Annotated in this window: 21 protein-coding genes; 10 read left to right on the plus strand and 11 right to left on the minus strand. The window is 63.2% G+C overall.

From position 1 onward, the window contains the following. Window positions 1–45: 45 nt before the first annotated feature. The gene (locus tag NOX35_RS06520) at window positions 46–852 is read right to left on the minus strand and encodes a ferritin-like domain-containing protein (protein WP_256496158.1); all 807 of its coding nucleotides are present in this window, start codon (window positions 850–852) and stop codon (window positions 46–48) included. A 50-nt stretch (window positions 853–902) separates the two neighbouring features. On the opposite strand from NOX35_RS06520, the gene NOX35_RS06525 reads away from it, so the two are divergent. Both NOX35_RS06525 and NOX35_RS06530 read left to right on the plus strand, forming a co-directional pair. Continuing rightward, window positions 903–1,427, plus strand: coding sequence for a gamma carbonic anhydrase family protein (locus NOX35_RS06525; protein ID WP_256496159.1), 525 nt, complete (start codon window positions 903–905; stop codon window positions 1,425–1,427). A gap of 30 nt (window positions 1,428–1,457) precedes the next feature. Next, window positions 1,458–2,465, plus strand: a complete 1,008-nt coding sequence (locus NOX35_RS06530; RefSeq protein ID WP_182286074.1) for an Hsp33 family molecular chaperone HslO — start codon at window positions 1,458–1,460, stop codon at window positions 2,463–2,465. 123 nt (window positions 2,466–2,588) lie between these two features. On the opposite strand, the gene NOX35_RS06535 is transcribed toward NOX35_RS06530, so the two are convergent. The 5 genes from NOX35_RS06535 to NOX35_RS06555 all read right to left on the minus strand — a co-directional run bounded on the left by NOX35_RS06535 (window position 2,589) and on the right by NOX35_RS06555 (window position 7,889). Next, the gene (locus NOX35_RS06535; RefSeq protein WP_256496160.1) at window positions 2,589–3,131 is read right to left on the minus strand and encodes a hypothetical protein; all 543 of its coding nucleotides are present in this window, start codon (window positions 3,129–3,131) and stop codon (window positions 2,589–2,591) included. Next, a complete protein-coding gene (locus NOX35_RS06540; protein WP_034389417.1) occupies window positions 3,100–3,378 on the minus strand; it encodes a septum formation initiator family protein in 279 nt (92 codons plus the stop codon). Before NOX35_RS06540 ends, NOX35_RS06535 begins: the two co-directional genes overlap by 32 nt. A 118-nt stretch (window positions 3,379–3,496) precedes the next feature. Then, entirely contained in the window at window positions 3,497–4,783 is a 1,287-nt protein-coding gene (gene eno, locus NOX35_RS06545) for a phosphopyruvate hydratase (RefSeq protein ID WP_034365184.1), read from the minus strand. A gap of 435 nt (window positions 4,784–5,218) precedes the next feature. After that, a complete protein-coding gene (gene kdsA, locus NOX35_RS06550) occupies window positions 5,219–6,076 on the minus strand; it encodes a 3-deoxy-8-phosphooctulonate synthase (RefSeq protein ID WP_003057718.1) in 858 nt (285 codons plus the stop codon). A gap of 151 nt (window positions 6,077–6,227) precedes the next feature. Beyond that, complete coding sequence (locus NOX35_RS06555; RefSeq protein ID WP_182286076.1) at window positions 6,228–7,889, minus strand: CTP synthase; 1,662 nt, start codon at window positions 7,887–7,889, stop codon at window positions 6,228–6,230. A gap of 113 nt (window positions 7,890–8,002) precedes the next feature. Between NOX35_RS06555 and coaBC the strand changes: the two genes are divergently transcribed. From coaBC to NOX35_RS06575, 4 genes are all read left to right on the plus strand, one after another. Next, window positions 8,003–9,229, plus strand: coding sequence for a bifunctional phosphopantothenoylcysteine decarboxylase/phosphopantothenate--cysteine ligase CoaBC (coaBC, locus tag NOX35_RS06560; protein ID WP_114863050.1), 1,227 nt, complete (start codon window positions 8,003–8,005; stop codon window positions 9,227–9,229). 23 nt (window positions 9,230–9,252) lie between these two features. Continuing rightward, a complete protein-coding gene (locus NOX35_RS06565; RefSeq protein ID WP_182286077.1) occupies window positions 9,253–9,771 on the plus strand; it encodes a hypothetical protein in 519 nt (172 codons plus the stop codon). A gap of 148 nt (window positions 9,772–9,919) precedes the next feature. Further along, window positions 9,920–10,369: a dUTP diphosphatase gene (gene dut, locus NOX35_RS06570; protein WP_182286078.1), complete on the plus strand. Its 450-nt coding sequence runs from the start codon at window positions 9,920–9,922 to the stop codon at window positions 10,367–10,369. A 30-nt stretch (window positions 10,370–10,399) separates the two neighbouring features. After that, window positions 10,400–11,209: a hypothetical protein gene (locus NOX35_RS06575; protein WP_256496165.1), complete on the plus strand. Its 810-nt coding sequence runs from the start codon at window positions 10,400–10,402 to the stop codon at window positions 11,207–11,209. 6 nt (window positions 11,210–11,215) lie between these two features. On the opposite strand, the gene NOX35_RS06580 is transcribed toward NOX35_RS06575, so the two are convergent. The 3 genes from NOX35_RS06580 to NOX35_RS06590 are packed head-to-tail and all read right to left on the minus strand — an operon-like array spanning window position 11,216 to window position 13,717. Next, entirely contained in the window at window positions 11,216–12,703 is a 1,488-nt protein-coding gene (locus tag NOX35_RS06580) for a sensor histidine kinase (RefSeq protein ID WP_256496166.1), read from the minus strand. Between the two features lie 5 nt (window positions 12,704–12,708). Further along, window positions 12,709–13,380, minus strand: a complete 672-nt coding sequence (locus tag NOX35_RS06585) for a response regulator transcription factor (RefSeq protein ID WP_256496167.1) — start codon at window positions 13,378–13,380, stop codon at window positions 12,709–12,711. A 28-nt stretch (window positions 13,381–13,408) separates the two neighbouring features. Continuing rightward, a complete protein-coding gene (locus tag NOX35_RS06590) occupies window positions 13,409–13,717 on the minus strand; it encodes a PepSY domain-containing protein (RefSeq protein ID WP_003057703.1) in 309 nt (102 codons plus the stop codon). A 281-nt stretch (window positions 13,718–13,998) separates the two neighbouring features. Here NOX35_RS06590 and NOX35_RS06595 point away from each other — a divergent pair, with 281 nt between their 5' ends. After that, entirely contained in the window at window positions 13,999–14,379 is a 381-nt protein-coding gene (locus NOX35_RS06595) for a PepSY domain-containing protein (RefSeq protein ID WP_182286082.1), read from the plus strand. A 276-nt stretch (window positions 14,380–14,655) separates the two neighbouring features. Then, entirely contained in the window at window positions 14,656–15,261 is a 606-nt protein-coding gene (locus tag NOX35_RS06600; RefSeq protein WP_182286083.1) for a glycine zipper 2TM domain-containing protein, read from the plus strand. A 191-nt stretch (window positions 15,262–15,452) separates the two neighbouring features. Here the strand turns inward: NOX35_RS06600 and NOX35_RS06605 are convergent, their stop codons facing one another. Continuing rightward, window positions 15,453–15,974, minus strand: a complete 522-nt coding sequence (locus NOX35_RS06605; protein WP_087865947.1) for a peptidylprolyl isomerase — start codon at window positions 15,972–15,974, stop codon at window positions 15,453–15,455. 235 nt (window positions 15,975–16,209) lie between these two features. Here NOX35_RS06605 and NOX35_RS06610 point away from each other — a divergent pair, with 235 nt between their 5' ends. Together NOX35_RS06610 and NOX35_RS06615 are read left to right on the plus strand one after the other, a co-directional pair. Continuing rightward, window positions 16,210–16,986 carry a DUF2076 domain-containing protein gene (locus tag NOX35_RS06610; RefSeq protein ID WP_256496169.1) on the plus strand — a complete coding sequence of 259 codons (777 nt, stop codon included), beginning with the start codon at window positions 16,210–16,212 and terminating at the stop codon, window positions 16,984–16,986. Window positions 16,987–17,156: 170 nt separating this feature from the next. Beyond that, complete coding sequence (locus NOX35_RS06615) at window positions 17,157–18,377, plus strand: ISL3 family transposase (protein ID WP_256496171.1); 1,221 nt, start codon at window positions 17,157–17,159, stop codon at window positions 18,375–18,377. A gap of 175 nt (window positions 18,378–18,552) precedes the next feature. On the opposite strand, the gene NOX35_RS06620 is transcribed toward NOX35_RS06615, so the two are convergent. Further along, window positions 18,553–20,004 (minus strand): aldehyde dehydrogenase, encoded by a 1,452-nt coding sequence (locus NOX35_RS06620; RefSeq protein ID WP_182286085.1) that lies wholly within the window; start codon window positions 20,002–20,004, stop codon window positions 18,553–18,555. Between the last annotated feature and the right edge of the window lie 50 nt (window positions 20,005–20,054).

Here is a 20,054-nt window from a genome sequence, read left to right on the forward strand (position 1 = left end):
GCCTTACTTGCGGATGCTTCTTGATTCGAGTCAAGGGAAAAATACCTAGATCTGTTGCAGCCAGGCGATCTCGGTCGCGGTGAAGCCTGCGGCTCGGCGAGCCTTCTCATTGAAGGGCGGGCGCAGGCGCGGCGCTTCATAGCGCTTTGTCAGCTCCAGGTACCAGGACTCGGGGTCCAGGCCGTTTTTCTCGCACAGCCAGCGGTACCAGTGATTGCCTATGGCCACATGGCCCACCTCCTCGCGCAGGATGATGTCCAGAATGTCGCAGGCTGCCAGCGCATCGGGTGCATGGGTGTTGCGCAGCTTGTTCTGGATTTGCGGCGTGGCGTCCAGGCCGCGCGCCTCCAGCGTTCTGGGAACCAGGGCCATGCGGGCCACGATGTCGCCTGCTGTTTTCTCGCACATGGTCCACAGGCCCTGGTGGGCCGGATGGTCGCCATAGTCCTGACCATGGTGCTGGCGCAGATGATCGCGCAGCAGGCGGAAATGCTTGGCTTCCTCGGCGGCCACCTGCAGCCAGTCGTGGTAGTACTGCCCGGGCATGTCGTCAAAGCGCCAGATGGCGTCCAGTGCGAGGTTGATGGCATTGAACTCTATGTGCGCAATTGCATGGATGAGCACGGCCCGGCCTTCGAGGGTGGCAGGCGAGCGGCGCGCCACGGCTGTATGGTGCCTGAGCTCGGGCCGGGCCGGGCGGCCGGGAAGCTCGGATTCGGGGATGCGCAGTGTCGGTGCTGTTTCTGCTATCGAATAGAGAGCTTTTTGTGCATGCAGATAAATGGCTGCAGCAGCTTTTTCCTCAGGGTCTGCAAGACACAAGACCTCTAGCGCGCGATGACGTAACTCCATCCCTACAATTCTAGGTTCTATAAAGAAGCAACCCACAGGGAGACAAGCAGATGGCAATTTACGAACTCGACGGCGTTGCGCCGCAGATCGATGAAAGCGCCTGGGTGGCCGACAGCGCCGAGGTCATGGGCCGCGTCAAGCTGGAAAAGGACGCCAGCGTCTGGTTCGGAGTCGTCATCCGCGGGGATACCGAAAACATCAGCATCGGCGAGGGCTCCAACATCCAGGATGCCAGCGTGCTGCATGCCGATTTCGGCAAGCCGCTGACGGTGGGTTGCAATGTGACGGTTGGCCACCAAGTAATGCTGCATGGCTGCTCGATTGGCGATGGCTCGCTCATCGGCATCGGTGCAGTGGTGCTCAACGGCGCCAGGATAGGCAGGAACTGCCTGGTGGGCGCAGGCTCGCTGGTGACCGAGGGCAAGGAATTCCCCGACGGCTCCATGATCATCGGCAGCCCTGCCAAGGTCGTGCGCGAGCTATCGCCCGAGCAGATCGAAGGTCTGCGCCAGAGCGCCAGGAACTATGTTGAAAATGCTCGCCGCTTCAAGCGCGGCTTGCGCAAGCTGGGCTGAGGGCCCCGCTTTTTACCGGAATCGATTAGCGTGTCTGAACTGCATAAATTCATTTTTGACGGCCTGCCCGTGCGTGGCGCCATTGTTCGCCTGACTGACTCCTGGCAGGAAATCCTGCAGCGCCGTTCCGGCAACAAGGATACCGGCGCCTACCCCGAGGCCGTCAGTACCTTGCTTGGCGAAATGACGGCGGCTGGTGTGCTCATGCAGTCCAACATCAAGTTCAATGGTGCGCTGGTATTCCAGGTCATGGGCGACGGCCCCGTCAAGCTGGCAGTGGCCGAAGTGCAGTCGGACCTGAGCCTGCGTGCCACGGCATCGCTGGTGGGTGAGGCCAATCTGCCCCTGCGCGGCCAGTTGGCTCCGCTGGCAGAGCTGGTCAATGCCCATGGCGCGGGCCGCTGCGCCGTCACGCTGGACCCCAAGGACCGTCAGCCCGGCCAGAACCCCTATCAGGGCGTGGTACCGCTCAACGATGGTGCTGGCGGTCGCTTCGAGCGCCTGTCGGATGCGCTGCAGTTCTACATGATGCAGTCCGAGCAGCTCGACACCGTGATGGTGCTTGCTGCCAATGACCAGATCGCTGCCGGTCTGATGCTGCAGCGCATGCCTGTGAAGGGCGAGGCGAATCTGGCCGCGGCCACCGAAAGCGGCGAGGCCGAGCATGATGCCCAGGGCCTGAACGAGGAGTACAACCGTATTGCCACACTGGCCTCCAGCCTGACGCAGCAAGAGCTGTTGACGCTGGATGTGGAGACCATTTTGCGGCGCCTGTTCTGGGAGGAGAAGCTGCTGCGCTTCGCTCCACAGGCCGACGAGCAGGCCCCGCGTTTCGCCTGCACCTGCAGCCGTGACCGAGTGGCCGCCATGCTGACGTCGCTGGGCGAGGAAGAGGTGGATTCCATCGTGGCCGAGCGTGGCAAGATCGAGGTGGGCTGCGACTTCTGCGGCCAGCAATACCAGTTCGACGCCATCGATGCGGCGCGTCTGTTCACCGAAGTGCAAAAGCAGCCGCCCAGCTCCAGCTCGGTGCAGTAACTGAACAGTCTGCTCTCGGCTATTGAGCTCCGAGGACGGTGGAGACACCCTGCAAGAGCCCAGGCGGGGGCTGCGCGGGTGTCTTCCAGCTCGGAAGAGATGGGAGAGAAGGCGCGAGCCACCTCAAGGGGCGCTTTTCAAGGCCTCGAACAGCGCCAGTTCACACTCGGGATCGCCGCATTGCTCGCAGGCTTTGCGGCGTATTTTCTGGCTGGAATTCCATGGATTCATGCTTGAAATCCAATCCCAGTCTGCGGCCGGTTCTATGAATTTCAGAGAGGCAGCGAGTTGCTGCCATTGGGCAGACGGTCTGCCGTACAGCATCACATAGTTCTGCGAGCGTTCTTCCAGCAGTGCGCGCCATCGGCTGATCTGCTCGGCGATGGCGGGGTCCGGGTCGGCATCGCGCCAGTCCTGGCCCAGCACATAGACCAGGGCGTCGGCCGGCCATTGCTCGCCGCTCGTGGGGGCCAGGCATTGCCAGGGCGTGGCATGGCCCGCATCCAGGCGGGCCTGCAGCAGGCCATGTGCCATGCCGCGCGCCAGGGCATGGGGTGCACCCAGCAGCACCACCGAGGGCGCAGGAACAGCAAAGCCAGCGCGGGGCTGGCTTTGATGCAGAGCGGGCGCCGGGTCAGCGCCTGGAAACCTGAATATAGATTTCATTGGGTTTGACCATGCCCAGCTCGTAGCGGGCCTTTTCTTCCACGGTGGACAGGCCGTCCTTGAGGTCGTTGACCTCGGACTGCAATCTGTCGTTTTCCGATTTTTCGAGGGCGTTGGCCGCGTACTGATCCTTGATCTGCTGCTGCAGCTCGTGCACATAGGCCATGCTGCCATTGCCCAGCCAGAGCTGGGCATGAATGGCGGTCAGCAAGACCAGCAAAGTGACGCAGACGACGCGGTTGACCATAGAAAAGGTGGCTTAAAAGTAGCTTGTTAGCAAGAGACACCGGGCAAGGGCCGCCCCGCAGCAAGGGTGTCGTCCCCCCTAAAGGGGGAAGGCGCGAAGCGGCTCAGGGGGCTCTTGTTTAGCGCAGGTTGTAGAAGGCAGCGCGGCCGGGGTACTCGGCGACATCGCCCAGGTCTTCCTCGATGCGCAGCAGCTGGTTGTACTTGGCGATACGGTCGGAGCGGCTCATGGAGCCAGTCTTGATTTGACCAGCATTCAGGCCCACGGCGATGTCGGCAATGGTGCTGTCTTCGGTTTCGCCCGAGCGGTGCGAGATCACGGCGGTGTAGCCGGCGCGCTTGGCCATCTCGATGGCGGCGAAGGTCTCGGTCAGGGTGCCGATCTGGTTGATCTTGATCAGGATCGAGTTGGCGATGCGCTTTTCGATGCCTTCCTTGAGGATCTTGGTGTTGGTCACGAACAGGTCGTCACCCACCAGCTGAACCTTGGCGCCCAGGCGCTCGGTCAGGATCTTCCAGCCATCCCAGTCGCCTTCGTGCATGCCGTCTTCGATGGAGATGATGGGGTACTTGTCGCACCAGCCGGCCAGCATGTCGGTCCACTGCGTCGAAGTCAGTGTCATATTGCCTTCGCCGGCCAGCACGTACATGCCGTCCTTGTAGAACTCGGACGCTGCGCAGTCCAGGCCCAGGGCGATCTGCTCGCCGGGCTTGTAGCCGGCCTTTTCGATGGCTTCGATGATCAGCTGGATCGCGGCTTCGTGGTTTTCCACGGAAGGTGCGAAACCGCCTTCGTCGCCCACGGCGGTGGACATGCCCTTGTGGTGGATGATGGCCTTCAGTGCGTGGAAGACTTCGGCGCCCCAGCGCACGGCTTCACGGAAGGTGGGGGCACCCACGGGAATGATCATGAACTCTTGCAGGTCCAGCGAGTTGTTCGCGTGGGCGCCGCCGTTGATCACGTTCATCATGGGCACGGGCAACTGCACGCCGCCCATGCCGCCGAAGTAGCGGTACAGGGGCAGGCCGGCTTCTTCGGCAGCGGCGCGGGCCACGGCCATGGACACGGCCAGCATGGCGTTGGCGCCCAGGCGGCTCTTGTTGTCGGTGCCGTCCAGGTCGATCAGGGTCTTGTCCAGGAAAGCCTGCTCGGAAGCATCCAGGCCCAGCACGGCTTCGGAGATTTCGGTGTTGATGTGCTCAACAGCCTTCAGGACACCCTTGCCCAGGTAACGGCTCTTGTCGCCATCACGCAGTTCAATGGCTTCGCGCGAGCCGGTGGATGCGCCCGAGGGTACGGCGGCACGGCCCATCACGCCGGATTCCAGCAGCACGTCGCACTCAACGGTGGGGTTGCCGCGGCTGTCCAGCACTTCGCGGCCTACGATGTCAACAATGGCACTCATTGCATTTCCTTTGGGTTTCTGAAATCGGTACGTGCAGGCTGACTTCTTTCATGAAATCACGCCCAAGCGCTTGTGCAAAAAGCGCAAGCTGCTATCAAAATTGTGAAGCCGACTCTTCTCCACATGCTGCGCGCGCGCCATGCACGCGACGAGTATGGAAGAGGCTGCGGCGGCTATTGTGCACAAATTTGGTGGGCCGCTTTTGCCTTGACGTGTTGCAGCAGTCGAATTTCTTGCGCAAGACGTTTCTGTGCAAGCATTCGGACACAAAAGCGGATACAAAAAAGGCATGACGTCACGCTTCATCGTGTCGGTCATGCCAGGGTGCATCATCTGCTCAGACGCCGGGGCCCGCCTTGAGGCGGCCGGGGCGAATGGACATGCGGGCCTGCAGCAAGGCCTTCATGCCGGTGCTGATGCGCTGTGTATGCATGCTCAGGCCTGGAAGTGGTCTTCCAGGAAGCCGTTGCGCTTGGTCACATCGTCCAGCGCCACCAGGGTTTCGAGCAGTGCCTTCATGTGCTTGAGCGGCACGGCATTGGGGCCGTCGGACAGGGCGTTGCAGGGATCGGGATGGGTTTCCATGAACAGGCCTGCCACACCCACGGCCACGGCCGCACGCGAGAGCACGGGCACCATTTCGCGCATGCCGCCGCTGGATGTGCCGTTGCCGCCGGGCAGCTGCACGCTGTGGGTGGCGTCGAACACGACAGGAGCGCCGGTCTCGCGCATGATGGCCAGCGAGCGCATGTCGCTGACCAGATTGTTGTAGCCAAAGCTGGCGCCGCGCTCGCAGGCCGTGAAGCTGTCCGCGGGCAGGCCCGCTTCCACAGCCGCAGCACGGGCCTTGTCGATGACATTCTTCATGTCATGCGGGGCCAGGAACTGGCCCTTCTTGATGTTCACGGGTTTGCCCGACTGGGCCACGGCGCGGATGAAGTCCGTCTGGCGGCACAGGAAGGCGGGGGTCTGCAGCATGTCGACGACAGACGCCACGTAAGGCACTTCGGCTTCGGTGTGCACATCGGTGAGGATGGGCACGTTCAATTCCTTTTTGACCTTGGCAAGGATCTCCAGACCTTTTTCCATGCCGGGGCCGCGAAAGCTGGTGCCCGAGGAGCGGTTGGCCTTGTCGAAGCTGCTCTTGAAGATGAAATGGATGCCCAGCGAGGAGGTGATTTCCTTGAGTTGCCCGGCCACATCCATCTGCAGCTGTTCGGATTCGACCACGCAAGGGCCGGCAATCAGAAAGAAGCGCTTGTCCAGACCAATATCAAAGCCGCAGAGTTTCATGGTGGGTTCCTTTTTTGCACGCCGCGCATGCTTCAAAAACTGAAGCTGCCAGCGCTCTATATTGAATGAACTCAACATTATTTGATGCTGAAGTCATTGATTTTCAAGCGCTGGCAGCTCCTATTTAAGGATTGATTCCGGAGGAAGGGAATCAGGCCTTCTTGCCTGGCTGGGCCTTGTTGTCCATGGCCGCCTTGATGAAGGCGTTGAACAGCGGGTGACCATCCCAGGGGGTGGACTTGAACTCGGGGTGGAACTGCACGCCGATGTACCAGGGGTGGACCTTGGCGGGCAGCTCGACGATTTCGGTCAGCTGTTCGCGCTGGGTCAGGGCCGAGATCACCAGACCGGCTTCGCGCAGCTGGTCCAGATACTGGGTGTTGGCTTCGTAGCGGTGGCGGTGACGCTCGGTCACCACGTCGCCGTAGATGCTGTGCGCCAGCGTGCCCTTTTGCACGTCGGAAGACTGTGCGCCCAGACGCATGGTGCCGCCCAGGTCGGAGTTCTCGTCACGGGTCTTGATCGTGCCGTCCGCATCCTTCCACTCGGTGATCAGGGCGATCACGGGGTTGGGGGTGGCGGGGTCGAACTCGGTGGAGTTGGCGCCTGCGAGGCCGGCCACATGACGGGCGTATTCGATGGTTGCGACCTGCATGCCCAGGCAGATGCCCAGGTAGGGCACCTTGTTTTCGCGGGCGAAGCGGGCCGTCGAGATCTTGCCTTCCACGCCGCGCGAGCCGAAGCCGCCGGGCACCAGAATGCCGTCGTAGTCCTTGAGCAGCTTGGAGGCATCCGCGTCGTGGATGGTCTCCGAGTCCACATGCGTGATCTTCACGCGCACATGGTTGCGCATGCCGGCGTGCTTGAGCGCTTCGTTGACCGACTTGTAGGCGTCGGACAGCTCCACGTACTTGCCCACCATGGCGATCTTGACTTCGCCCTGGGGGTGTTCGGTCTCATAGACCAGGTCGTCCCAGCGCTTGAGGTTGGTGGGAGGCGTGTTCAGGCGCAGCTTGTCGCAGATCAGGCCGTCCAGGCCCTGCTCGTGGAGCATGCGCGGCACCTTGTAGATGGTGTCCACGTCCCACATGGAGATCACACCCCACTCGGGCACATTGGTGAAGAGGGAGATCTTGCTCTTTTCCTCTTCGGGCACCTGGTGCTTGGCGCGGCACAGCAGCGCATCGGGCTGGATACCGATTTCGCGCAGCTTCTGCACGGTGTGCTGCGTGGGCTTGGTCTTGAGCTCGCCAGCCGTCTCGATGAACGGCAGGTAGGTCAGGTGCACAAAGGCGGAGTTGTTGGGGCCGAGCTTGAGCGCCAGCTGACGCGCAGCTTCCAGGAAGGGCAGGGACTCGATGTCGCCCACGGTGCCGCCGACTTCGCAGATGGCCACATCCACTTCGTGGTCGGTGCCCAGGCCCGCGCCGCGCTTGATGTATTCCTGAATTTCGTTGGTGACATGGGGGATGACCTGCACGGTCTTGCCCAGATAGTCGCCACGGCGTTCCTTTTCCAGCACGGACTGATAGATGCGGCCCGTGGTGAAGTTGTTGCTCTGACGCATGCGCGTTTCGATGAAACGCTCATAGTGGCCAAGGTCCAGATCGGTCTCGGCTCCGTCATCGGTCACGAACACTTCGCCGTGCTGGAAGGGCGACATGGTGCCCGGGTCCACGTTGATATAGGGATCGAGCTTGATGAGGGTGACTTTGAGACCGCGCGATTCCAAAATCGCAGCAAGGGAGGCTGAGGCGATTCCCTTACCTAGGGAAGACACCACACCGCCGGTGACGAAGACGAACTTGGTCATGTCTTTTTTTGGTGGTGGTAAAACAGGATTATAGGTTCGCCACGAATTTCGGCGTGGCGTACAGGGATGCTTGTGCGGCGGCAAAGCCGCTCAGGTCTGATAAATTGCGCAGCATGAATGACGTGTTCGCAGGCAAACATCTGGTGCTGGGTCTCTCCGGAGGCGTGGCTTGTTACAAATCGGCCATGCTGTGCCGCTTGCTGGTCCAGGCCGGTGCCACGGTGCAAGTGGTCATGACGGAGGCAGCCGAGCAGTTCATGACGGCCGTCACCATGCAGGCGCTTTCTGGGCGCGCAGTCTACACCTCCCAGTGGGATGTGCGCGAACCCAACAACATGCCCCACATCAATCTGAGTCGTGAAGCCGATGCCATTCTCATCGCGCCCTGCAGCGCGGACTTCATCGCGCGTCTGGTGCAGGGTCGCTCGGACGAGCTGCTCAGCCTGATGTGCCTGGCCCGTCCCATGGACAGCGTACCCCTGCTGCTGGCCCCGGCCATGAACCGCGAGATGTGGGCCCACCCCGCGACCCAGCGCAATCTGGCACAGGTGCAGGCCGACGGTGCCCAGGTGCTGGGCGTGGGCAACGGCAGCCAGGCCTGCGGCGAGACCGGCGACGGCCGCATGCTGGAGCCCGAGGAAATCATGGAGGAGCTGGCGGCGCACTTCACGGCCAAGAGTCTGCAGGGCCAGCATCTGCTGGTGACGGCCGGCCCGACCTTCGAGGCAATCGATCCGGTGCGCGGCATCACCAATCTTTCGAGTGGCAAGATGGGCTTCGCGATTGCCCGTGCGGCGCGCGAGGCCGGCGCCCAGGTCACGCTGGTGGCCGGCCCGGTGCATCTGCCAACGCCGCGCGGAGTGACCCGCGTCGACGTGCAGTCGGCGCGCCAGATGCAGACTGCCGTGCAGTCCCTGGTGGCCGGGGCCTCGATCTTCATTGCCACGGCTGCCGTTGCCGACTGGCGTCCGGCCGAGTTTTCCGATCAGAAGATCAAGAAGGATGGCTCGGGCGATGTACCGGCCATGGACTTTGTCGAGAACCCCGACATTCTTGCCGGCGTGGCCCAGTCCGACCAGGCCCGGTCCGGCAAGCTGTATTGCGTGGGCTTTGCGGCCGAAAGTCATGATCTGCTCAAGCACGCCAGCGCCAAGCGCCTGCGCAAGAGTGTGCCGCTGCTGGTGGGCAATATCGGCCCCGCCACCTTTGGCAAGGACGACAATGCCCTGCTGCTGATCGACGATCAGGGCTCCAAGGAGCTGCCCCATGCCAGCAAGGATGTGCTTGCGCGGCAGCTGGTCGATGAAATTGCGCAGCGCCTGAGCGCCAAGCGTCCCTGACCCGTGATCCCAGGAGTCCGAACATGAATCTCTCCAGCTATGAAGGCCCGCGCAATGGCGACTATGTGGCTTATGTGGATCAGCTGATGCGAGCCAGTCCCGAGTATCGCCGCACGCTGCGCAGCATCGACGGAGCGATTCAGACCGCGGTCGTCACGCCCGGCTCCCAGGCCGCCTCGCCCATGTCCCAGCTGCGCAACACCTTGCAGAAGGCGCGCGACATGGCCGAGCAGGCGCAGCAGGTGCCGGGAGCGCGAACCACGGCGGCCGGTCAACCGGCCCAGCGCACGGCTGCTGCGCGGCGCCCCAATACGGCCGTGACCAAGCAGGAGGCGCAGCAGCGCTTCAAGGCCATGGAGCGCGAGATTGAGGGACAGAAGGCCCAGAACGGTCGCAAGCCCTGGGTGTCTCCGGGCTCGCTGGCGCTGATCGTGGGCGGGGTGATTCTCTCCCAGTTCATCCAGGGCTTTGGCGTGCTGCTCGCACTCATGGGCCTGATGTCGCTGGTGGGCGGCGTGCTCAAGCGCCTGCAAGGCCGCTGACAGGCGCCAGGCGCCGACGTCTGCCCGGCACAGGGCACAATGGCGCCCTTCAGGAAAACCGCTGGCGGCTGCATGGCAGCTGCCGCAATGAATGCAAGGCCCGGCTCACGGGCCTTGTTTCAAGACAGACAAGACTAGCCAGATCCTTATGAATGTTGATGTAAAGATTCTCGATGCGCGCCTGCGCGACAACCTGCCCGCCTACGCCACGCCCGGCAGCGCCGGCCTGGACCTGCGCGCCTGCATCGATGCGCCCCTGACCCTGGAGCCCGGCCAGTGGCAGCTGATCCCCACCGGCATGGCCATGCACCTCAAGGACCCCCATTACGCGGCGCTCATCCTGCCGCGCTCGGGCATGGGCCACAAGCACGGCATCGTGCTGGGCAACCTGGTCGGCCTGATCGACTCCGATTACCAGGGCCAGCTCATGGTCAGCGCCTGGAACCGTTCGCAGACCGCCTTCACGCTGCAGCCCATGGACCGTCTGGCCCAGCTGGTCATCGTGCCCGTGGTGCAGGCACAGTTCAATCTGGTGGATGACTTTGCCGATGCCAGCGAGCGCGGCGAAGGCGGCTACGGCTCCACCGGCAAGCAGTAAGCCTGCCAAAAGGCCCGCACCTCGCGCCACATGAGCCGCCAGACCCGCCGCCGCTCTGCCTCCTGGACCAAGGTGCAGCTGGGCCGCGACCAGCACATGCGGCGACGCCTGCAAAAACGCCACTGGCTGCGTCTGCATGCCGCTCTTACCGGCGGGCTGAGTCTGGCTGCCATGTCCCTGATCAGTCTGTGCCTGCTGCATGCCGGTGTGCACAGCATGGGGTTGCGCTATGGACTGGCGCTGGCCTGCGGCTATCTGCTTTATCTGTTGCTGGTGCGCCTGTGGGCGGGCTGCATGCTGCGCCGAGACTGGGATATGGGCGATATAGGGGCCGATGTTCCCGGCTCCAGCGGCAAATCAGGCAGTGCCGACGCTGCGGGCTTTGAAAGCGGGCAGGGAGGCTCCTACGGCGGCGGCGGTGCCGGCGGCCACTGGGACGATGGCGCAGCCATGCCTGATATCGTGCCTGCGTCATCGGGCCTGGAGCTGCCGGATGTCGATGTGTCGGGGCTGGACGGACTCGATGAAGGCGCCGTGGTGCTCGTGCCGGTGCTGCTGATTTTTTCCGTCCTGCTGGTGGCGGTCACGGGCATGGGCTCGCTGGTGTGGCTGGTGTTCGGTGCCGATCTGTTTCTGACCGTGGCGGTAGAGGTTGCGTTTGCGCTGCTGATGACCCGAACCCTGTATGTGGTGGAGCGCGAAGGCTGGCTGCTGGCAGCCTTGCGCATCAGCTGGAAGCCCGTGCTGGGCGCTCTGGTCGCGGCTGTGGCGCTGGGGCTGCTCGCCGACTGGCTGTTTCCCCAGGCCGATACCCTGGCGCAGGTGCTGCGCAGTCTTTGATCGACTTCAGTCCTGGTGCCTGGCTCCAGGCAGTTGCAGCTGCATGCGCAGCCCGCCCAGCGGCGACGGCAGCGCCTGGATGCTGCCGCCATAGGTCTGAACCAGATCGCGCACGATGTCCAGACCCAGGCCGGCGCCGGGACGCTGTTCGTCAAGTCGTTCCCCGCGGGCAAAGATGCGCTCGCGCAACTCGGGTGCAATGCCCGGGCCGTCGTCGTCTATGCACAGCGTCAGTCGCTGGCTGTCCTCGCTTGCCGGCTGAACCTTGAGCACGACCTTCGATCTGGCCCATTTGCCGGCGTTGTCCAGAAGATTGCCCAGCATCTCCATCAGGTCCTGGGAGTCGCCCTTGAAGTCCCATTGGGTGGCATCTCCCTGCAGCTCGAAGCGTATGCCGCGCGCGGCATGCAGCTTGTCCATGGTGTGCACCAGGGAGTGCAGCGGGCCGGCCAGCGCGGTGCGCAGGCCATGGCCCTGCTGCGCCGCTGCGGCAGCGGCACGGGCACGGGCCAGGTGATATTCGACCTGGCGGCTGGCACTGGCGACCTGCTCGCGCACCAGGGTCGCCAGCGGGCTGTCCTGCTGCGCGGCCGCGTTGCCCATGATGCTCAGCGGGGTGTTGACTGCGTGAGCCAGATTGCCGGCCTGGGTGCGGGCCCGCTCCACCATCTCGGCATTCATGCGCAGCACATGGTTGAACTCCTGAACCAGGGGCATGATTTCGGCCGGGTGCTCTCCCCTGATTTCGGAAGCTTCGCCCTGGCTCACGGCGGCCAGCTGACGGCGCAGAGCGGCCAGCGGAGCCAGCGCCAGCTGCAGCTGCAAGACCACGGCGGCGATCAGCCCCGCTGCCAGCATGCAAAGCGCGGCCACCAGCATCTTGGTAAAGCGCTGCAGCGGCGTGGCCAGCATGGCCGAGTCGGCGGCAATCATCAGGCGCAGCGGCGGGGCATCGGCCTCGGGCAGCTGTACGGTACGCGTCACGATCACCAGGGTGTTGCCATTGCCGTCCGACATATGGCCATAGCTTGCCGGTGCATGCAGGGGCAGGGTGGGCTCCCAGACCTTGTCGGCCTTGAAGAAGGGCCAGTCCAGGGTCTGGTCCCAGAGCGAGCGCGAACGCTGGATGCCGGCCTGAACCGTCTGTTGGCCGGCCGCATCAAGCTGGTCCACCTGCCAGTACATGCCCGACAGCGGCTGCTGCAGCAAGGGGTCGCCGGAGAAGGGCGAGACCGTGACCGGGACGGCCTGGTCCGGCTGGTAGTTGACGGCGCCGCTGAGCCGGTCGAGCTTGGCCACCAGCTGGCCGCGCAGTTGCTGGGTCAGATGCTCGGCAAACAGCGTGCGCAGACCCCAGCCCGTGAGCAGCAGTGCTGCCAGCACCCAGATCAGGGCGCCCGCCAGCAGTCGCAGGCGCAGCGAGTTCTTCCAGGAGCCCGCGCTCAGCGGTGGCGGCTGCTGGGTCGTGGAGGAGGTCAGGGTGTGCTCGGGCATATGGTTTATGTGTGATTTGTGGGCGCAACCAGGCGATAGCCCAGGCCGCGCACGGTTTCGATCGAGCCAGCAGGCAGCTTTTTTCTCAGGCGCCCGACAAAGACCTCGATGGTGTTGGAGTCGCGGTCGCTGTCCTGCGGATAGATATGCTCGGACAGCTCGGTGCGCGAGACCACGGCGCCCATGCGCTGCATCAGCAGGGCCAGCACCTTGAATTCATGGCTGGTCAGCGTCAGCGCCTGACCTTCGACGGTGACGCGGGCCTGGCGCGAGTCCAGGGTGATGGAGCCGCATTGCCACAGCGCGCTGGCATGCGGGCTCAGGCGCCGCAGCAGCGCCCGCAGACGCGCCAGCAGCTCTTCCATGTGGAAGGGTTTGGCCAGATAGTCGTCGGCTCCGGCATCCATGCCCGCGACTTTTTCATGCCAGGCGGCTCTGGCAGTAAGGATCAGCACCGGCATGGAGCGACCCTGAGCCCGCCAGGCGCGCAGCACGCTCAGACCGTCGCGCATCGGCAGGCCCAGGTCCAGCACCGCAGCGTCGAAGCTCTCCACCTCGCCCAGGTATTGCGCCGTCTCGCCATCGGCGGCCGTCTCCACGGTGTGGCCGGCCTGCAGCAGGGCCTGATGCAGCTGCTCGCGCAGCGTGGGCTCGTCTTCAATCAGCAGAATTCGCATGCTCTACAGCCTTCCTGAGTGCCGGGGTTCACTTCTTGCGCTTCATGCTGATGAGGCTGCCGTTGCTGGCATCGATCTCCAGCTTGACCACCTTGCCATCGCTTTGCAGCAGCCGGATCTCGTAGACAAAGCGGCCATCCTCGCGGTCGAACTCCACCTTGATGACCTGGCCCTGGTATTGCTGCTCGACCTGATCCAGAACGGTGCGCAGCGGCAGCACCTGACCCTGGCGCAAGGCCTGACGGGCGAGTTCGTGATCGTTGTCGCCGGCATCCGATGTGGCGGGCCACAGGCTCAGCGCGGCAAAGCCTGCCGTTGCCAGCAGCATGGCCAGCACGGCATGAAGGGCGCGCCGGCGTGGGAGGTGCGCAGATTGCGGGTCATTCGAGGCGTTGAAAAAAGACATGGCGAGCGGGCTGGAGTTGGAGGTGATGAGGTCTGCTTGCGTTCTGCAGCCAAGGTTATAGGCCCGCATCGATGAACGAAAGCTGAATGGCGGCTTCAGAAACGGTTCAGGAGGGAATGCGAACAATCGGCTGCAACCCGCAGCAGAGCACCTCTCGCCCGGCGGGCCGTCTTCTTGTCCCCATCGTTCACCAACCGACTGCAGGAGTTTCCATGTCTCGTCTCCAAGCCCCCGTCTTTGCTATGTCCGCCCGCGTCTTGTCGCTATACCGGTCCGTGCAGCGCCGTGGCGGCATCGCCCTGCTGGGGGGCGCCGCGCTGCTGTCCGCGGGCACCTGCCTGGCCGCAGAAAACTCCCTGGCGGATCGTGCCTCGGCCTCGGTGGCTGCCGTGCGCGGCATGGCGCTCGGGCCGACCCTGTCCATCCGCGATGTCTGCGACCGGCTGGAGAAGGCCGGCTATCGCGAATTCCAGGAGGTGGAATGGGACGACGGCCTCTACAAGGTCAAGGCCACGGCCAGCGATGGACGCTTTGTGAAGCTCTATGTGGATGGGCGCAGCGGCGAGGTGCTGCGCGTACGCAGCAAAGGCTGAGCTTGCTATATTTTTGATAGCTTTCAGCGCTTTGTAATGGCGGTTTCAAATGATATCTGCATCGAAAAGGAGTGCTGCACAGGGCAAGGCGCTATGGTTTGAAGAGTTGTAAACGGCTGCGCTTTGCTTAAAGTATTGTGAGCAAATGTGAAACCTGTCGTCCTGGCGAGCCGGTACTGCGTTGCAATGGAAAGGCAGACCGATCAAGGTTTGCAGATCAACTCATAACAGGGACTGCGGCGCATGGAATGTGCATGCGCCAATCAGGAGATTTCCATGCAAATCAATCAACGCTGGGGCCGGTTGGCCATGGTGAGCGCAATCGTTGCAGCTCTGTCGGCCTGCGCGGCCTATCCCCAGGGGGGCTACCAGAGCGGCGGCTACCAGGGAGGTTACTCCCAGGGGGCTTATTCGGGCACTGGCTACCCCGGCAGCACACAGGCCTACCCTGTGGGCAACAACCAGGTCCAGACCTATCCCGCCAATAACTGCGGCTACAACAATCCCAACTGCTACTCGCAGCAGCCTCAGCAATACGCCCAGCAGGGCCGTGTGATGAATATCGAGACCGTGCGCGTACAGGACGGCAGCGGTGTTGGCGCAGGCGGCGCGATTGCCGGTGGCGTGATCGGCGGCGTGCTGGGCAACCAGGTGGGCAAGGGCTCGGGCCGTACGTTGGCCACCATCGCCGGTGTGGCTGCAGGCGCTTTCGCCGGCAACGCCGTGCAAAACAGCATGGGCGGCGGCAGCGTGCGCGATATCTACCGCGTTACCGTGCAACTGCAGGACGGCAGCGTGCGCGCTCTGGACTTCCAGCAGCCTCCGCAGCTGAGCATAGGCGAATACGTGCGCGTGGAAGGCAACCAGATCTTCCGCCGCTGAACAGGCAAGCGCACATAACAAAAGGGACTCCGAGGAGTCCCTTTCTATTTCTTGGCCTGAAGCGATGAGTGATGCTTGAGCCTGTGGCGCAGCGTCACTCAGTGACAGCAAGCAAGAGCCTGGGCGGCCCCGCCGCCTCGCAGCGAAGCTGCCGTCCCCCGCTGGGGGACGGCGCAAAGCGCCTCAGGAGGTCAGTGAAGTGTTTCATTGCCCGGGGCCATGGGCTCGATACGGAAAAAGCCCGTACCGGCCGTGCCGCGACCGATTTCCTCTTCGGTAGCCTCGCGCACGGCTTCGATCTTGAGGTGCAGGCGGATGGCGATTCCGGCCAGCGGGTGGTTGCCGTCCAGCACCACATGCTCGGGATAGATTTCGGTGACCGTGTAGAGCAGATCGGCAGGCACGGGGTTGGTGCCCTTGGGCATGGCCGTGCTCTCGAAGCTCATGCCTTCCTCGATCTCTTCGGGAAACAGCTCGCGCTTTTCCAGGAAGATCAGGCTCTCGTCATAGTCGCCGAATGCCTCTTCGGGCTCCAGGTGCAGGTCCAGCGTGGTGCCTACGCCGTGGCCTTGCAGAGCTTCTTCGATGCGCTTGAACAGGTCATCGCCGCCGACAAGGAACTCCACGGGCTCGTCCAGCACGTCCAGCTCCTCGCCCAGGGTGTCTTTCAGTGTCCAGGTCAGGGCGACCACGCATTGTTGGGTAACTTCCATGGTGTGTGTATGCAGTTGGTGGGCCGCGGGCCAGTCCCGCAGCCGAAATTGAAACGCCGCCACGACCGTGGCGCAATGGCAGGCATTGTCCCATGCGCTGCCCGGAACTGCAGCACAGGCCTTTTGTTACACCCTGCAAAAAGCACTTGCACGGCCTTCACATTGGCGCTCTTGCAGGCCTGCATACTGACCCCATCTCTGCTGCAAGTAATTTGCGGGATTAAAGGAAGGCACCATGACCTCTCAGGAACAACAACTGCTGCAAGACCTGTGCGCCAGGCTGACGCTGACCCAGGGCCAGCCCAAGGACGCGCAGGCCGATGCCGAGCTGCGCCGTGGATTGAGCAACGCGCCCGATGCGGTCTACTGGCTGGCCCAGCGCACCTTGATGCTGGAGCAAGCCATTCAGCAGGCCCAGCAGCAAATCGGCGAGCTTCAGCAGCAGGTGAAACAGGCCCAGCAAAGCCAGAGCCAGGGCGCAGGCAGCTTTCTTTCGGGTGGTCTGGGAACGCACTTCGGCCGCGCTCCCGAGCGCTATGCCGAGGACGGCGGCTACGCTGCCAATGCCCAGCCTGCATATCAGCCCCAATACCAGCCGCAGAACCAGCCGCAAGCAGCGCCTCAGCCCTCCAGCTGGCGCGACCGCTTCTTTGGCGGCGGCTCCGCGCCGCGCGCTGCAGCGCCGCAGGCCTACGGTCAGCCTGGTGCTTCGGCAGGCGGCAGCTTTCTCGGCAATGCCGCAGCGGCCGCTGCCGGTGTGGCGGGCGGCATGTTTCTGTTCAACGGGCTGGAGAATCTGATGGGCGGCCATCACGCCGGCTCGGGCAGTCAGAGCGGCGGCGAAAGCAAGTCGCTGGCGCAGGACAGCAGCAGCCAGGGCCTGCATGGCGACAGCGGCAATACCTCCAGCCTGGCCAATGATGCGGGCCTGGGCAGCATAGACAACTCAGCCAGCTTTGACAGCGGCAGTTGGGACGATGGCGGCGGCTTCTTTGACGATGACTTTGCCTGATTACATGCTTTGAGATTTTTGAGGCTCAAGCCCTTTTCCATCAAACGCTAGCAGCTATGGATTAGATAGTGAGAAGGAAAAAAGAAAGGTTCATCGAGGAATTCCGTGGAGATGAGCCCGTTCGTTTTGTAATCTGACGGCAGCGAAGCTGACATCGGAGAACAAATCAAATGCTGGACTCGAAGTTATTGCAGGCTCTTGGCGGCTGGGAGGGCTACGAGGTTGAACGTGTGCAGTGGCCCCAGGGCGATAGCCGCACCGTGTCGATCTATCTGAAGCCGCAGGCCAGCGTCATGCATTGCGAACGCTGCGGTGCGCAGTGCAGCCAAGTCCATGAGACCACGACACGGCGCGTGCGCGATCTGGCATTGTTCGAGTACAAGGTGGTGCTGCATGTGCCGCGTCGGCGTCTGTGGTGCGATAGCTGTGGTGGCCCGCGCCTGGAGAAACTCAGCTGGCTCGGTCGCTACCAGCGCGTCACAGACCGTCTGGCACAGGCGTGCAGCCAGTTGCTTCGCAGCAGCAGCATCAAGGCAGTCGCGGCCTTCTTCGATCTTGGGTGGCACACGGTCAAGTCCATCGACAAGGCCTTATTGCTGGCCACTACCGCGCAGCCGCAATGGGAGCGGATCGAATACTTGGCAATGGACGAGTTTGCGTTGCACAAGGGCCATCGCTACGCTACAGTCGTCGTCGACCCCATCAGCCGGCAGGTGCTGTGGGTGGGGCAAGGGCGCTCACGCGAGACGGCCCGCCAGTTCTTCGAGCAGTTGCCCGTTGGCGTTGCCCAGCGCATTCGCGCGGTTGCTATCGACATGACTACTGCCTACGAGCTGGAGATCCAGGCCAACTGCCCCAACGCCGAGATCGTCTATGACCTGTTCCATGTCGTGGCCAAGTATGGCCGGGAGGTTATCGACCGAGTGCGTGTCGATCAGGCCAACTTGCTGCGCCAACAGCCCTCGGCGCGCAAGGTGCTCAAGTCCAGCCGCTGGTTGCTACTGCGCAATCGCAACAAGCTGCAGGCTCAACAAGCAGTGCAGCTCAAGGAGCTGCTGGCGGCCAATGAGCCATTAATGGCGGTATACGTCTTGCGCGATGAGCTAAAACAGCTGTGGTTTTACCGTCGTCCGGCTTGGGCGCATCGCGCCTGGCAGCACTGGTGTGAGCAAGCGCGCCAAAGCGGTATTACAGCACTGAGCACCTTTGCTCAGCGCTTGCAAAGCTACCTGCACGGGATCATCGCCCGATGCCGGCATCCGTTGAACACAAGTGTTGTCGAGGGCATCAACAACACCATCAAGGTCATCAAGCGCCGGGCCTATGGCTACCGCGATCAGGACTATTTCTTTCTGAAGATTCGCGCAGCCTTCCCCGGTAATGCGCGATGAACCTTTTTTATTTCAGTAGCGATGGGCGCGAGCTTTAACTAGGGCGCGACCTAAGTGTGGGACAGCAAGCAAGTCCTAGGCGGCCCCGCCGCCGCGCAGCAAAGCTGTCGTCCCCCTCCGCGAAGCAGAGAGGGGGAAGCGGCGGGGCCGCCCAGGCAAAGCCGCTCAGGGGTCTTTAGAACGGATAGTGGCGTTCTGCGGTCTGCATGGTTACCCAGCGGGTTTCGGTAAAGGCATTGATGCCCTGCTGGCCGCCGAAATGGCCATAGCCCGAGGCCTTGACGCCGCCAAACGGCATCTGGGCTTCATCATGCACCGTGGGGCCGTTGATATGGCAGATGCCGGCCTCGATGCGCGCTGCCACACGCCAGCCGCGGGCCGTGTCCCGGGTGAAGACTGCGGAGGACAGACCGAACTCGTTGTCATTGGCCGTGGCAATGGCTTCTTCCTCGCCGTTCACGCGCACTATGCCCTTGACCGGGCCGAAGCTCTCCTCGTGGAAGATGCGCATCGCCGGCGTCACATGGTCGATCAGCGTGGCGGGCATCAGCGTGTTCTCGGCCTTGCCGCCGCAGACCAGTTTTCCGCCCTTGGCCAGCGCGTCATCGATCATGGCATTGCAGCGCTCCACCGTGGCCAGGTCGACCACCGAGCCCAGCACCACGGGGCCCTTGCGCGGGTCACCCAGTGGCAGGCTGCTGGCCTTGGCGGCAAACTTGGCGATGAACTCGTCGGCCACCTTGTTGTCGACCACAAAGCGCTCGGTGGACATGCAGATCTGGCCCGAGTTGGCAAACGCGCCAAAGGTGGCTGCGTTCACGGCCGCATCGATATCGGCATCGTCCAGCACCAGGAAGGGGGCCTTGCCGCCGAGCTCCAGCAGCGCAGGCTTCAAGTGTCTGGCGCAGGTCTGGCCGATGATGCGGCCCACACGCGTGGAGCCGGTAAAGCTCACGCGGCGCACGGCCGGGTGGGCCACGATGGCCTCGACCACGCTGCCCGCATCGGCGGGCGCATTGGTCACAAAGTTCACCACGCCGGCGGGCAGGCCCGCGTCCTGCAGCGCCTCGATGATCAGGCCGTGGGTGGCGGGGCAGAGTTCCGAGCCCTTGAGAATCACGGTGTTGCCGCAGGCCAGGGCCGTGGAGATGCTGCGCACGGCCAGAATCACGGGCGCATTCCAGGGCGCGATACCCAGCACCACGCCAGCGGGCTGGCGCACGGCCATGGCCACGCTGCCGGGCACGTCCGAGGGAATGATCTCGCCATTGATCTGCGTGGTCAGCGAAGCCGCTTCCAGCAGCATGCTGGCCGCCAGGTGCACGTTGAAGCCGGCCCAGATGCCTGAGGCGCCGGTTTCTGCGGCCATGGCCGCGGCAATCGCTTCGCCCTTGGCTTCCAGCGCCTGCGAGGCCTTCATCAGCATGGCGCGGCGGGCGTTCGGTCCCAGTTGCGACCAGGCGGGGAAGGCGGCGGCAGCAGCGTCGCAGGCGCGAATCGCATCCTCGGTCGTGGCTGCCGGGGCGCGTGTGGCGACGGATCCATCCAGCGGATTCTTGCGCTCAAACGTTGCGCCATTGCCGGCTGCACATTCCTGGCCGGCGATCAGCATTTTCTGTTCGATCATTTTTCATCTCCTTTTGACGTGAAAGCAGTCATCAAAGCTGCCTGTTGTTC

Origin of the sequence: Comamonas sp. C11, from assembly GCF_024496285.1 — a bacterium.
Lineage (GTDB): Bacteria > Pseudomonadota > Gammaproteobacteria > Burkholderiales > Burkholderiaceae_C > Comamonas > Comamonas testosteroni_F.

Excerpts from the sequence above, each read along its gene's own strand:
- NOX35_RS06520 (WP_256496158.1), bottom strand. The coding sequence starts at position 852 with ATGGAGTTACGTCATCGCGCGCTAGAGGTCTTGTGTCTTGCAGACCCT.
- NOX35_RS06525 (WP_256496159.1), top strand. The coding sequence starts at position 903 with ATGGCAATTTACGAACTCGACGGCGTTGCGCCGCAGATCGATGAAAGC.
- NOX35_RS06535 (WP_256496160.1), bottom strand. The coding sequence starts at position 3,131 with ATGAAATCTATATTCAGGTTTCCAGGCGCTGACCCGGCGCCCGCTCTG.
- NOX35_RS06540 (WP_034389417.1), bottom strand. The coding sequence starts at position 3,378 with ATGGTCAACCGCGTCGTCTGCGTCACTTTGCTGGTCTTGCTGACCGCC.
- eno (WP_034365184.1), bottom strand. The coding sequence starts at position 4,783 with ATGAGTGCCATTGTTGACATCGTAGGCCGCGAAGTGCTGGACAGCCGC.
- kdsA (WP_003057718.1), bottom strand. The coding sequence starts at position 6,076 with ATGAAACTCTGCGGCTTTGATATTGGTCTGGACAAGCGCTTCTTTCTG.
- NOX35_RS06555 (WP_182286076.1), bottom strand. The coding sequence starts at position 7,889 with ATGACCAAGTTCGTCTTCGTCACCGGCGGTGTGGTGTCTTCCCTAGGT.
- coaBC (WP_114863050.1), top strand. The coding sequence starts at position 8,003 with ATGAATGACGTGTTCGCAGGCAAACATCTGGTGCTGGGTCTCTCCGGA.
- NOX35_RS06565 (WP_182286077.1), top strand. The coding sequence starts at position 9,253 with ATGAATCTCTCCAGCTATGAAGGCCCGCGCAATGGCGACTATGTGGCT.
- dut (WP_182286078.1), top strand. The coding sequence starts at position 9,920 with ATGAATGTTGATGTAAAGATTCTCGATGCGCGCCTGCGCGACAACCTG.
- NOX35_RS06575 (WP_256496165.1), top strand. The coding sequence starts at position 10,400 with ATGAGCCGCCAGACCCGCCGCCGCTCTGCCTCCTGGACCAAGGTGCAG.
- NOX35_RS06580 (WP_256496166.1), bottom strand. The coding sequence starts at position 12,703 with ATGCCCGAGCACACCCTGACCTCCTCCACGACCCAGCAGCCGCCACCG.
- NOX35_RS06585 (WP_256496167.1), bottom strand. The coding sequence starts at position 13,380 with ATGCGAATTCTGCTGATTGAAGACGAGCCCACGCTGCGCGAGCAGCTG.
- NOX35_RS06595 (WP_182286082.1), top strand. The coding sequence starts at position 13,999 with ATGTCTCGTCTCCAAGCCCCCGTCTTTGCTATGTCCGCCCGCGTCTTG.
- NOX35_RS06600 (WP_182286083.1), top strand. The coding sequence starts at position 14,656 with ATGCAAATCAATCAACGCTGGGGCCGGTTGGCCATGGTGAGCGCAATC.
- NOX35_RS06605 (WP_087865947.1), bottom strand. The coding sequence starts at position 15,974 with ATGGAAGTTACCCAACAATGCGTGGTCGCCCTGACCTGGACACTGAAA.
- NOX35_RS06610 (WP_256496169.1), top strand. The coding sequence starts at position 16,210 with ATGACCTCTCAGGAACAACAACTGCTGCAAGACCTGTGCGCCAGGCTG.
- NOX35_RS06615 (WP_256496171.1), top strand. The coding sequence starts at position 17,157 with ATGCTGGACTCGAAGTTATTGCAGGCTCTTGGCGGCTGGGAGGGCTAC.
- NOX35_RS06620 (WP_182286085.1), bottom strand. The coding sequence starts at position 20,004 with ATGATCGAACAGAAAATGCTGATCGCCGGCCAGGAATGTGCAGCCGGC.